11 protein-coding genes and 1 pseudogene are annotated in these 12,366 nt (G+C 71.8%); 9 read left to right on the forward strand and 3 right to left on the reverse strand.

Annotation, left to right across the window (positions count from 1 at the left end):
* Positions 1-282: 282 nt before the first annotated feature.
* From ACZ6ZR_RS19165 to ACZ6ZR_RS19185, 5 genes and pseudogenes are all read left to right on the forward strand, one after another.
* Positions 283-876: pseudogene (locus ACZ6ZR_RS19165) on the forward strand (IS30 family transposase); the annotation flags it as partial.
* Between the two features lie 125 nt (positions 877-1,001).
* Complete coding sequence (locus ACZ6ZR_RS19170; RefSeq protein WP_465643786.1) at positions 1,002-1,343, forward strand: hypothetical protein; 342 nt, start codon at positions 1,002-1,004, stop codon at positions 1,341-1,343.
* The gene (locus ACZ6ZR_RS19175; RefSeq protein WP_465643788.1) at positions 1,340-1,789 is read left to right on the forward strand and encodes a MerR family transcriptional regulator; all 450 of its coding nucleotides are present in this window, start codon (positions 1,340-1,342) and stop codon (positions 1,787-1,789) included. Before ACZ6ZR_RS19170 ends, ACZ6ZR_RS19175 begins: the two co-directional genes overlap by 4 nt.
* A complete protein-coding gene (locus ACZ6ZR_RS19180) occupies positions 1,770-2,057 on the forward strand; it encodes a mercury transporter (RefSeq protein ID WP_465643789.1) in 288 nt (95 codons plus the stop codon). Before ACZ6ZR_RS19175 ends, ACZ6ZR_RS19180 begins: the two co-directional genes overlap by 20 nt.
* A 73-nt stretch (positions 2,058-2,130) precedes the next feature.
* Positions 2,131-2,466 carry a YnfA family protein gene (locus tag ACZ6ZR_RS19185; RefSeq protein WP_465643790.1) on the forward strand — a complete coding sequence of 112 codons (336 nt, stop codon included), beginning with the start codon at positions 2,131-2,133 and terminating at the stop codon, positions 2,464-2,466.
* 181 nt (positions 2,467-2,647) lie between these two features.
* On the opposite strand, the gene ACZ6ZR_RS19190 is transcribed toward ACZ6ZR_RS19185, so the two are convergent.
* Together ACZ6ZR_RS19190 and ACZ6ZR_RS19195 are read right to left on the reverse strand one after the other, a co-directional pair.
* Positions 2,648-3,037, reverse strand: a complete 390-nt coding sequence (locus tag ACZ6ZR_RS19190) for a hypothetical protein (RefSeq protein WP_465643791.1) — start codon at positions 3,035-3,037, stop codon at positions 2,648-2,650.
* A gap of 18 nt (positions 3,038-3,055) precedes the next feature.
* Positions 3,056-3,637, reverse strand: a complete 582-nt coding sequence (locus ACZ6ZR_RS19195) for a hypothetical protein (RefSeq protein ID WP_465643792.1) — start codon at positions 3,635-3,637, stop codon at positions 3,056-3,058.
* Between the two features lie 341 nt (positions 3,638-3,978).
* Here ACZ6ZR_RS19195 and ACZ6ZR_RS19200 point away from each other — a divergent pair, with 341 nt between their 5' ends.
* Positions 3,979-5,883: an APC family permease gene (locus ACZ6ZR_RS19200; RefSeq protein ID WP_465643811.1), complete on the forward strand. Its 1,905-nt coding sequence runs from the start codon at positions 3,979-3,981 to the stop codon at positions 5,881-5,883.
* A 30-nt stretch (positions 5,884-5,913) separates the two neighbouring features.
* On the opposite strand, the gene ACZ6ZR_RS19205 is transcribed toward ACZ6ZR_RS19200, so the two are convergent.
* Positions 5,914-7,866: a ricin-type beta-trefoil lectin domain protein gene (locus ACZ6ZR_RS19205; RefSeq protein WP_465643793.1), complete on the reverse strand. Its 1,953-nt coding sequence runs from the start codon at positions 7,864-7,866 to the stop codon at positions 5,914-5,916.
* Positions 7,867-8,249: 383 nt separating this feature from the next.
* Here ACZ6ZR_RS19205 and ACZ6ZR_RS19210 point away from each other — a divergent pair, with 383 nt between their 5' ends.
* From ACZ6ZR_RS19210 to lysA, 3 genes are all read left to right on the forward strand, one after another.
* A complete protein-coding gene (locus ACZ6ZR_RS19210; RefSeq protein WP_465643795.1) occupies positions 8,250-8,441 on the forward strand; it encodes a hypothetical protein in 192 nt (63 codons plus the stop codon).
* A 599-nt stretch (positions 8,442-9,040) separates the two neighbouring features.
* Positions 9,041-10,444, forward strand: coding sequence for a hypothetical protein (locus ACZ6ZR_RS19215; RefSeq protein WP_465643797.1), 1,404 nt, complete (start codon positions 9,041-9,043; stop codon positions 10,442-10,444).
* 163 nt (positions 10,445-10,607) lie between these two features.
* Positions 10,608-12,227, forward strand: a complete 1,620-nt coding sequence (gene lysA, locus ACZ6ZR_RS19220) for a diaminopimelate decarboxylase (RefSeq protein WP_465643799.1) — start codon at positions 10,608-10,610, stop codon at positions 12,225-12,227.
* The last annotated feature ends 139 nt before the right edge of the window (positions 12,228-12,366 follow it).

Consider the following 12,366-nt stretch of genomic DNA (forward strand, 5'->3'; position numbering starts at 1 on the left):
CGACGCCCGAACTGGGCGGCCCACGCTTCAACGTGCTGCTGCTCACCGGGAAGCCACCGCGGCAGGACGATCTCCCCCTCCAAGCTGAGGAGGTCCGACTCCACGACACCGAAGCACTGATAGAGGTCCGCGAGGGCGGCCGCGACGCCACGGACGAGTTCGGGGCCGCCCTCGGCACTCGAGTCCAGGAGGATGATGACGTGGCGGTGACCAGGCAGCACGGTGCCGAGTCGGAGCCGGTCCGCGGCGAACAGGGTGATCTGCGGGCTGGCGGTGCCGGCTGTGCGGCGCGAGCTGGCAGGTGCCCTGCGTTCCGACCGGGCCCGCCGCAAGCCCCCGGCAGGCCAACAGTCGCCAGCCGCGCTTCTCCTCGCCGATGGTCATGATCAGCAGACGCCCCGTCGAGGCCGTCGACCGCAGGGTGCCCGGCCATTGGGAGGGCGACCTGATCCTCGGCAGGGACGGCAGGTCCGCGATTGGCAGGCTGGTCGAACGGGCCTCGCACTACCTGGTGTCGCTTCACCTGCCCGGTGACCACAGTGCCACGGCCGTCCTGACGCCCTGGTCGGTGAACTCCCCGCCGAGTTGAAACGCTCGTTGATGTGGGACCAGGGCAGCGAAATGGGCCGGCACATCGAGTTCACCCACGTCACCGGCATCCCGATCTACTTCTGCGACCTGGCCAGCCCCTGGCAGCGCGGCACGAACGAGAACACCAACGGTCTGCTCCGCCAGTACTTCCCCAAGGGCAGCGACCTCTCGGTTCACGGGGCCGAGTACTAGGCCGCGGTCGCCGACCAGCTCAACGGGCGCCCTCGCAAGACGCTCGGCTCGGACACCCCGGCCAATCGCCTGCACCAGCTGCTCGCGGCCTGACCGACCCCGTGAACGGAACCGGTGGGCCCGCACCGCCGCAAGTTGCAACCGGTACTCAGGTACAGGTTTACCGTCGTAGACGTCCCCGCCATACCGCAGGCGGGGTGGCGGCGAGGAGCGAACCGATGACCGAGCTGAGCTGGGTACCGACGTCGTGCACTCTGCCCACCGCGCAGCAGCCGCTGCGGGTGGCCGAGTGGGAGGGGCTGTTCGCCGAGCACTTGACGGCCGTGACCCGGCCGGACCGACTCCGGCTGCACTTGGTGCTCGCCGGCGCCGAGGATGTCGAGGAACGGATGCGTGATCTGGCCGGGCGGGAGAGCGGATGCTGCTCGTTCTTCACCTTCACCGTCACCCCGGCCGACGGCGGTGGGGTGCACTTGGAGGTCGCTGTCGACCCGGCGCACGAGCAGGTGCTGGCAGCCCTGCACGAGCGGACCACCGCTACCGGCGGCGGTCGGCCGTGACCAGTGAGGGCCTGCGCTCGGGCCAGGTCGCCGACGCGGCCGGGGTGAACGTCCAGACCCTGCGCTACTACGAGCGCCGCGGCCTGCTCCCCGAACCGGACCGCTCCACAGGCGGTCACCGCCTCTACGACGAGACGGCCGTCACTGTCCTGCGCATGATCAAGGCCGCCCAACGGCTCGGCTTCACCCTGGAGGAGGTCGCCGAGCTGCTGGAGACCGGCTGCCACCGCCACGGACGCCCCGTCCCCGGGCTCCAGGAACGCGCCCGCGCCAAGCTCGCCGAGGTCGAGCAGAAGATCGCTGACCTCACCACCATCCGCGAAACCCTCACCACTGCCCTCGCCGCCGGCTGCGACGGCCTCACCCGGTGCGCCGGGAGCGCGTGCTGCCCGATCCCCTTCACCGACCTCGCCGAGGAGGCGCGCCATGCCGGACCCTGCTGTTGACCAGCCCACCCACCGCGCCCCCAAGACCCTTGGCACTCTCGCCGCCCTGGCCTGCGTGGCCTGCTGCGCGCTGCCCGCCCTGATCGCCGCCGGGGTCGTCGGCGCCGGAGTTGGCGCGGTGGTCGGGTGGCTGCCCGCCATCGCGGTCGTCCTGGTTGTTCTCGCGACCGGCACCTGGTGGCCGGCCCGACGCCGCGCCTCTTGCTCCTGCCCGCCGAAGGCCGACGGGCAGACCGGGTCATCGGGGGCGTGGTCGCCGCGGCCCTGACAGCCACGACGAAGCACCCCGCCGGTGACCCACTGACGGTCGCCCCGACCGGGCGTGCGTAGGGTTGTCGGCCATGACCGTTCTGCGCTCCATCGCCCTGTTCGCCGCCGCCGCCCTGTTCGAAATCGGCGGGGCCTGGCTGGTTTGGCAGGGGGTGCGCGAGCACAAGGGCTGGGTCTGGATCGGGGCCGGCGTCCTCGCCCTCGGGGTCTATGGCTTTGTCGCCACCCTCCAGGCCGACGCCAACTTCGGGCGCATTCTCGCCGCCTACGGCGGCGTCTTCGTCGCCGGGTCGCTTGCCTGGGCGATGGCCCTGGACGGCTACCGGCCCGACCGAGCCGACGTGATCGGAGCCCTGATCTGCCTGGCCGGGGTCGCCGTCATCATGTACGTCCCCCGCGGCCACTGACGACAATCCGGCAACCCGTACCACCGACGACGGCGGCCCCACTTCGAACAACGAAGTGGGGCCGCCTGCTGCTGTCGCGGGACGTCAACAACCGATCTTGTGTTGCGACGATCGCTGGAAACCACCATGCAACGGTGGCCCGCTGGATGTGTGGCGGGACTCGACGGCGATCGGCGATCGGTCAGGGTCGAGGGTCTCGCGGTACCGACAGGGTCAGTGCGTGGGCCTGCTCGGAGCCGCCGACGAGGAAGACGAAGCGCACGGTGAGTGCCGTGGCCTCGGTCGGCAGGGCGGGCTGGCCCGAGAGCCGTCCCTCGGTGGAGCGGCCGTCGGGGCTCAGGCCGCGGGCGCCGCCGTAGTCGGCGAAGGCGTTGCCGAGGTCGTCCTCGGCCTCCAGCCACAGGAAGACGGGATCACCGGCCCCGCCGTCCGGTAGGTCGTCGCCGAGCGGAGGGGTGATCGAGTAGTCCACGGTGAAGGACGCGTCCGTCCTGGTGAGCGAGTGGACCGTCAGTTCGTGGCGGCCGTCCAGGACGCTGGTCCGCTGTGCCGCGGGCTGCTCGTCGGCCATGGGGTGCTCTCCGTCCGGTCAGGCGCTGCCGGGGGTCGGGACCTGGCAGGTGATGTAGCGGTCGGCGGCGGTGTTGGGGTTGGAGCCCTTGAGGAACCAGTAGAAGGTGAGCTTGTTGCCGGTCTGGATGGTGCCGCCGCCACCGCCGATGAACTGGTAGCTGTTCATGCTGCCGTGGAAGTTGTACCAGTTCGGCTCGGTGTGCGGGCCGTAGGGCGGGTTGACGGCCGTGCCGTTGACGTAGGCGTAGGGCATGGTGACGGTGACCGTGGGGCCCAGCGCCGACTTGGAGGCGTTGGAGAGCTTGAAGCTCCAGGCCAGCGTGCCGCCCGCCGCCCGCTGGAACTGCACGGTGGAGACGGCGTGCGTCCAGGTGCCGGTGCAGAGGGTGTCGCCGGGGCTCATCAGGTGCTGCTGGACGGCGTGGGCCTGGGCCGCGGCGGCGTCCTGGGCGCCGGCGCCGGTGAGGAAGGAGCCGCCGTTGGCCGGGGACGGTGCGGTCGCGGCAGCGGCGGGCGCCGCACCCGCCGCGATCAGCGAGCCGGCTGCGAGCGTACCGACAAGGGCAGCGGTGATCCTGGCTTTGATAGAAGAAGACATGTGAAATCCCCTCGTATGTAAGGCCTTTGGTGTCATCCACCCTGCCGATCCGAACCGGTTCTGGACAAGGGGATTCATGTCAGGGATCCGTCAGGAATCCCGTTCGGGGAAGTTCGGCTGCCAGCGCGAGGTGGTGCGTCGGCCGCCCGGGGGTTCCGATGCCGCCGAAGAGTGGACACCGGCGCGATGCTGACGGGCGGTGAGCTGATGATCGCCTAGTCTGACGCCGTGTCACCGGCCCCGGTGGCGGCCGACGGTGCGGACGGAGCGGTGCGGTGGGCGCAGTGGAGACGCTGGCGGCGTCGGGGGCGGTGTCGCGGAGGGCCAGGCTGCGGGCCTGGATGCTGGAGGGCCTCACCGACCGGGCCAAGCAGCACCCGGGACCGCACGCGCAGGGCCCGTCGGGGCACCGGGGCGCGCGGTGGTGGCGGGTGATGTGCCTGACCGGCCTGGACTACTTCTCCACCCTCGGCTACCAGCCGGGCATCGCCGCCCTGGCGGCCGGCCTGCTGTCGCCGGTCGCCACCGTCGTCCTGGTGGTGGTCACGCTGGCGGGCGCGCTGCCGGTCTACCGGCGGGTGGCGCAGGAGAGCCCGCACGGGGAGGGGTCGATCGCGATGCTGGAGCGGCTGCTGTCGTTCTGGCAGGGCAAGCTCTTCGTGCTCGCGCTGCTGGGCTTCGCGGTCACCGACTTCATGATCACCATCACCCTGTCGGCGGCCGACGCCACCGCGCACGTGGTGGAGAACCCGCACCTGAGCAGCGCAGTGCACGGCAAGGAGGTGCCGATCACCCTGGTGATGATCGCCCTGCTCGGAGCGGTCTTCCTCAAGGGCTTCGGCGAGGCCATCGGGGTGGCCGTGGTCCTGGTCGGGGTCTACCTCGCGCTGAACGTGGTCGTGGTGGGGAACGGGCTGTGGCACCTGACCCAGGAGCCGCACGTCGTGCAGGACTGGACCACCGCCCTGACGGCCGAGCACGGCAACGCGTTCGCCATGGTCGGGGTCGCGCTGGTGGTCTTCCCCAAGCTGGCGCTCGGCCTGTCCGGCTTCGAGACCGGCGTGGCCGTGATGCCGCACATCGAGGGCGACCCGGACGACACCGGGGAGCGGCCGACCGGCCGGATCCGGGGAGCGCGCAAGCTGCTCACCACCGCCGCGCTGATCATGAGCGCCTTCCTGATCACCAGCAGCTTCATGACCACCCTGCTGATCCCGGAGGCGGCGTTCGAGGCGGGCGGCGAGGCGAACGGACGCGCGCTGGCCTACCTGGCGCACCAGAACCTCGGCAGCGCCTTCGGCAGCGTCTACGACCTCTCGACCATCCTGATCCTCTGGTTCGCCGGCGCCTCGGCGATGGCCGGGATGCTCAACCTGCTGCCGCGCTACCTGCCCCGCTACGGCATGGCCCCGCAGTGGGCCCGGGCGGTGCGGCCGATGGTGATCGTGCTGACCCTGATCGCCTTCCTGGTGACCTGGATCTTCGACGCCTCGGTGGACGCCCAGGGCGGCGCCTACGCCACCGGCGTCCTGGTGCTGATCACCTCGGCGGCGATCGCGGTCACCATCGCCGCTCGCAAGGCCCGCCAACGCGGCTGGACGATCGCCTTCGCCGCCATCGCGGTGGTCTTCCTCTACACCACCGCCGTGAACGTCGCCGAGCGGCCCGACGGGGTGAAGATCGGGGCCTGCTTCATCGCCGCCATCGTGCTGGTCTCGCTGCTCTCCCGGCTCCGTCGGGTGTTCGAACTGCGGGTCACCGACGTGGTGTTGGACGAGGCCGCCGAGCGCTTCCTGCGCGACTACACCCACCGCCCGCTGCGCCTGATCGCCAACGAGCCGGACCAGCGGGACGTGGCGGAGTACCGGGAGAAGAAGCGGCAGATCCGCGCCGACAATGACATTCCGGACGAGGACGACCTGGTCTTCGTCGAGGTCACCGTGCGGGACCCGTCCGAGTTCGAGGCAGCGCTGTCGGTGCGGGGCGAGGTGTTGCACGGCCGCTACCGGGTGCTGACGCTGGAGAGCTCCAGCGTCCCGAACGCCCTGGCGGCGCTGCTCCTGACGGTCCGTGACCGCACCGGGCTGCAGCCGCACATCTACTTCGAGTGGACCGAGGGCAACCCCTTCGCGCAGTTTTTCCGCTTCTTCCTGTTCGGCCAGGGCGAGGTCGCCCCGGTGACCCGCGAGGTGCTCCGCGAGGCCGAGCCGGACCGCCCCCGCCGCCCGCGCGTCCACGTCGGGTAGTTCGGTCAGGAGCGGTCCGGCCGGTGCCGGTCAGCGGAGTTGGAGGGACCACTCCTGCTTCCAGCCGCCTTCGCAGGTCCAGACGCCGAGCTGCTTGTGGTCGGAGTCGTGGGTGAGGCAGTCGTCGTCGGAGATCTGGATCCGGTACTTGCCGTTGCCGGCGCTCTTGATCTGCCACTTCTGGTTGGAGGTGTCGCCCCAGGCCTGCTGCTCGGCGACGTAGGTGTCGGGGTTCTCGGTGAGGTTGTAGCCGAGGTCGTTGACGATCCGGTAGCGGTCGCCGCCGAGGGACTTGACCGTCCAGGTGGAGCCCTTGTACCCGAGGATGCCGCCGAGGACGGGGGCGCCCCAGCTCGCGGTCTCGTTGGGGGCGGTGGCGCCCAGGCCGTTGTCCAGCTTGAGGAACAGCGGCCGGTCGGTCGGGACGCTCGAACCGCCGCCGCCCGTGGGCGGCTTGGGCTTGCCCGGCTCACCGGGAGTGATCACGCCGCCGCTGGTGGATTCGAGGACCCACTCCTGCTTCCAGCCGCGTTCGCAGGTCCAGACGCCGAGCTGCTTGAAGTCGGAGCTGTGGGCCAGGCAGTCGTCGTCGGAGATCCGGATCTGGTAGCGGCCGTTGCCGACCCCGTAGAGCTCCCACTTCTGCTTCGAGGAGTTGCTCCAGGGCTGGAGCTCGGCCATGTACCCGCCGCTCTCGGTGAGTTCGAGGCCGTAGGAGCTGGTGATGCGGTAGCGGTTGTTGCCGACCGAGGTGAGCTTCCACTTGGACTCGTTGCCGCCCCGGAGACCGGGGACGACCGCGGCGCCGGCGGAACCGCTGAGCGGTACGGCGCCCAGGCCGTTGTCGAGCTTGAGGATGACGTCGGCGCCGCCTGCGGGCGGGGTGGTGGGGTCGGTGGTGGGCGGGGTGCCGCCCCAGGCCCAGTTCTGGTTGGGGGCGTCGCGGCGGTCCTCGGAGCCGCAGGCCCAGGCGGTGACGGGGCTGCCGTTGGCGGTGGCGCCGTTGAAGTCGTCGATGCAGACGTCGCGGGAGCGGTCGTCGAGGTCGGTCAGGTGGCGCAGTCCGCCGCTGGGGGACATGTGCCAGCGCTGGCCCGGGATTTCGAGGCAGTCCCAGACCTGGAGCTTGGTGCCGTTGGCGGCCCGGTTGTCGGCCAGGTCGAGGCACTTGCCGTTGGCGGCGCGGAGCTTGTAGCCGTTGTAGGTCCAGCGCTGCGCGTCGCCGCCGTTGCACTCCCACATCTGCACGGGGGTGCCGTTGGCACTGCTGTTGCCGCTGACGTCCAGGCAGGCGTGGTAACCGGGGGCGCTGGAGTCGGGGGTGAGGCTGCCGGTCCTGGCGGGGACGCCGGCGCGGGCGGGGAAGTGCAGGGTGCGCACGTCACCGTCGCACTTGTAGGGGCGGGCGGTGCCCATCCGGCAGGTCCAGGACTCCTTCTTGACGGTGTCCGAATCCTGGCCGATGAAGGCCCAGTTCATGAACCCGCCGTCACCGCGGTTGCGGAAGGTGGAGTCACCCTGGAATACCCAGATACGGAACTTGTCGTAACCGCTGGGCTCCCGCTGCTCCTTGTCCATGAAGTGGTTGAGCTTGAAGGTGGTGTCGAGCAGCACCCCCTTCATGTCGTCCTTGTACTCGTTCTTGAACCACTCGGTCTCGTACAGGTCGGTGCCGACGGTCTTGAACACCAGCACGTTGAAGCCGGGGAACTTCTCGCTCAGCTTGGAGGCGGTGTTCTGGGTGAACGCCGCGTTGTCCAGCTTGTTGGAGTTGGCGGCGTTGCGCATCAGCTTGATCGTGTCGAAGGCCGAACTGATCAGCGAGGTCATGCAGTTGCCGCCGCTGGGGACGGCCGGGGTGCCGCAGGTCTTGTCGACGGCGGCCTGCGCCGGGGCGGCTAGCCCGGTGGTCAGGCCGGTGGCCAGGGCGGCTGCGGCCAGGCCGGTGGCCAGGGCGCGCTTGAGCTGGGACAGGGGTGACACGGTGATGCGCTCTCCTCTGCGGAGCGGGAACGGTGTGCGTCGCGACAGGGCAGGACGCTAGGCCCCGAAATCCGGCTTCTCGGCGGCCCTGATGCCATCCATACGACCCGCCCGCGAACGCTGCCCTCGCGGGCCGCGCGGGCTGCCCCGCCGGACACTCGAGAAGTTGCTCGGGGCAGTCCGCACCTGCGCCGGGCGGGGAACGCGTCAAAGTACGGCGCCTTCGCGTCAGCGACGCGTCAACGGCCGGTGCGCGCAAGCGGTTCGGGCGCTCCACTGGAGGGAGCAGGCCTCTGCTCGGCGGGCCGTCGAGCCCGAGGGCTGATGAAGCGTCCGGTGCGGCCCGCCGCACCGGACCACCACCTTCGAGGAAGCACGAGGACATGACCACCACGCTCCCCTTCGCTGCCCCGGTCACCAGCACCACCGTCGTGGCCCCGGCCTCCGCCAGCTCGCCTGCGCCGCGGCCGGCACGCCCCGAAGCCGGCCCGCGCCGCATCCCGCAGGAGAGCGAACAGGAGCAGTGCCGTGCGGCCGGTGGCCACTGCCGGATCTCCATGGGCTACCTGGACTGACACCACCCGGAGCAGGGCCAGGGCTGCCCGGTGCCAACGCGGCGTCAAGATCTGCCGCAGCGGCGACAACGCGGCGTCAGGGAAACCGGACCCCACCGATCCGGAACGTAGTGTCATCGACGAAGGAAGGCGGGGCGCTCCGTGGGGGACGCGCCCTCCTTCCACACCGGTGGGGAACGCTCCACCGGGACACCGGCGTCGGCCAGGTGATGAGGAGAGAGCGCGGCAGCGGACCACAACGGTCGTGCGCACGCGAGGTCGCAGGGGGCGGCTTCGACGCACGGCCCGGCCCGCCGCCGCGCTCTCGGCCGTTCCCGTCCCGTCCCGTGGTGCCAACGATGCGTCAGGAAATCACCCTTGCGCGTCAAGGACGAGTTAGGACCAGCGGACGCCGCACCACCGGGCCCTAGCGTCTGCGGCCGGGTGATCCACCGTGCGGAGCGCCCGGTGGGCGCCGGCAGCCGGCCGGTCGGGGGAGAGGACAGACAGTCATGGCGGTCACGGGGGAACCGGTCAGAGCGGGAGGCGAACGGTGGTCGAGGGCGGCCGGCCACAGTCCTAACCGCCCGCTAGGCCAAGCGCGTTGGCGCGGCGGCGCGGTGCTGGCCGGTGCCTGGTGGAACACGCCCCGGCTGGTCCGCGCGCTGACCGCGCTGTGCCTGGCCACCAGTCTGGGCTTCGCCGCGGCGGCTGCCGCGGTGCTGGCCGGAAGCCGTGAGGGCATCGACACCATCGGGCACCGCTCCGCCCCGCAGGCGGTGCGGGCCGCCGACCTCTCCTTCGCGCTCAGTGACATGGACGCCCAGGTCGCCAACCTCCTGCTGATCGGCGCGGACCCCGACTACACCGCCCTGCGCCGCCAGACCCTGGACACCTACGAGCAGCGCCGCACCCAGGCCGACCGTGACCTCCAGGCCGCCGCCGAGGCCGCCGCCGGCGACCCGGCGGGCCGGATCGCGGTGCAGACCGTCCTCGGTGAACTCGGCCGCTACGAGGCACTGGTGGCACAGGTCCGGCTGCTGGCGGAGCAGGCCGCCGCCCCGGCGGGCAGGCCCTCGGCCCAGACCCTGGAGGCCTACCGCCAGGCCACCGACTTGCTGCGCCAGACGCTGCTGCCCGCGGCCGCGCAGGTCACCGCCGCCAACGCCGCCACCGTCGAGGCCACCTACACCGACCGGAGCACCGCCCTGACGGCCGGCCGCTGGTGGATCCTCGCCACCGGCCTGGCCGCCCTGTTCGCGCTCGCCGCCCTCCAGACCGTCCTCACCAGGCGCTTCCGACGCCTGGTCAACCCGCAACTCGCGGCCGTGACCGTCCTGCTCGTCCTCGCACTCGTCACCTGCCTCGCCCTGACCGCCCGGACAGGCCGCCACCTGGAGGTCGCCAAGCGCAACGCCTACGACTCCGTGATCGCCCTCAGCCAGGCCCGCGCGCTGGCGTACGACATGAACGCCGACGAGAGCCGCTACCTCGCCGACCCGTCCCGGGCGGTGGCCTACGAACAGAGCTTCTTCGACAAGACCCAGGCCTTCGCCCGGACCGACGCGGCCACCCTCGCCGACTACACGACCCGGCTCGCCGCCGCCGCGGAGACCCACCGGGCGGACCGTACCGCCGTCCCGTTCGACGGCCATCTCGGCGTCGAACTGCGCAACATCACCTTCCCCGGCGAGCAGCAGGCCGCCGAGAAGGTCCTGACGGCCTTCGAGGCGTACCAGCGCGACGACCGGACGATCCGTGAACTCCGGAGCCAGGGAAGGCTGAAGGAGGCCGTGACCTTCAACACCGGCACCTCACTCGGCCAGTCGAATGCCGACTTCACCCGTCTGAGCGATGCTCTCGACGAGGTCCTGACGATCAATCAGCGATCCATGGACCGTGCGGTCGACGAAGCCGACGACGACCTCGACGCCCGCCTCGCGCTCACCGGCGCGGCCCTGCCAGCCCTGGTCGCCGTCCTGACCGTCCTCGGCGTCCGCCCACGGCTGCGCGAGTACCGCTGACGGCGGTGCACGAGGTCCGTCAGTGTCGCGTCATGAAGCACGGCATCCGCGTCAAGCGCACGTCAGGGAGGTGGCGCCGGCCGGGGTTCGCGGGCGTAGCGTCAGGACCGCGCCCACCCGCGCCTCGGTGGGAGGGCGTCCCCGCAACGAGGAGGAACCAGCCGTGCCGCAGTGCGAGTGCACCGAGGATCCCGAGCCCTGCGAACCCGTCCCGGCCGGACCGCTGTACGTGCCCGTCCGGCCGGGATCCCTGGGGTGCGCCACCCGGTTCTTCCGTACTCCGCTCGGCGGCCGCACGGCCGTCAGGTTCAGCGCCGAGCGGCTGCTGGTGGCCGCGCTGGGCCCGGACCAGCCGTGGATCCGGCTCGCCGAGCCGGCCCTGCGCGCGCTCGCCGCGCCGATGGGCGTCACCGCCCTGACCATCGCGCAGCCGCCGGTCCGCCCGGCTGCTCCGGCGCCGCCCGCGCCCGCCGTCCAACCGGCAGGCGACAGCCTCTGCGTCTGGCCCGCCTCCGCGCGCACCGCCCCGGGCGGGGACATCGCCGTCGGCGGAGTCCCGCTGGCCACGGTGGCCGAACGCTACGGCACACCCGTCTACGTCCTGGACGAGGGAGAGGTCCGCGAGCGCTGCCGCAGCTACCGCGCGGCCTTCCCGGACGCCGACGTCGTCTACGCCGCGAAGGCGTTCCTGTGCCGGGCAGTGGCCCGGTGGGTCCACGAGGAGGGCCTGGGTCTGGACGTCTGCTCCGCAGGGGAGTTGGGCCTGGCGGTGGCCGCCGGCTTCCCGCCCGGGCGGATCGTGATGTACGGCAGCGCCAAGAGCCCCGAGGACCTGCGGGCCGCCGTCGGGCACGGCGTCGGCCGGATCGTCATCGACAGCGCCTCCGAGGTCACCCGCCTCGCCGCGCTGGTCCCGGCCGGCAGCCGCCAGCAGGTCCTGATCAGGGTGGTGCCCGGCGTCGCGGCCGGCGGCCACGCGGCGGTGCGCACCGGCACCGAGGACCAGAAGTTCGGCCTCTCCGTCACCGACGGCTCTGCCCAGCAGGCCGTCGCCCGGGTCCTGGCCCAGCCGCGGCTCGAACTCGTCGGCCTGCACTGCCACATCGGCTCGCAGATCGACAGCGTCAAGCCCTACCAGGCCGCCACGCGCCGCATGATCGGCCTGATGGCCCGGATCAGGGACCAGCACGGCATCGAACTGCCCCAACTCGACCTCGGCGGCGGCCACGCCATCGCCTACCGCCCCGGCGAGCCCTCCCTCGACCTGACCACCCTCGCCAGGCGGGTCCACGCCGAACTCGCCCACGGATGCGCCCAGGTGGGCCTCGCCGTGCCCCGGCTCACCCTGGAGCCGGGCCGGGCGCTGATCGGCCCGGCCGGGGTGGCGGTCCACCGGGTGCTGTCGGTCAAGCGCACCTGTGCGCGCACCGTCATCGCGGTGGACGGCGGGATGAGCGACAACTCGAGGCCCGCCCTCTACGGGGGCCGCTACGAACCGCGCCTGATCGGCCGTCACACCACGGCCGCGCCGCAGCGTGTCACGGTCGTCGGCCGCCACTGCGAGGCCGGCGATGTGCTGGCCGCCGACGTCACCCTTCCCGCGGACGTGCACCCGGGCGACCTGCTCGCGGTCCCGGCAGCCGGCGCCTACCATCTGTCGATGGCCTCCGGCTACGACATGGTCGGCCGCCCGCCCGTGGTGGCGGTGGCCGACGGCGACTCACGCGAGCTGGCGCGCCGCGAATCGCTCGACGACCTGACCCTGTGCGACATCGGCCTGTAGCACCCGCCGTCATCGCGCACAGCCGCGCCGGGGAGCCCCGGCGTCCCGGCGCGGCGCGGGTCCTACCGACAACCGCACCCCAAGAAAGCGAGGTCCCGGTGACCGGCGAGAAAGTTGTGGGGCTGGTCGTGGGCGGCCG

Source organism: Kitasatospora sp. NPDC088742, assembly GCF_055584905.1.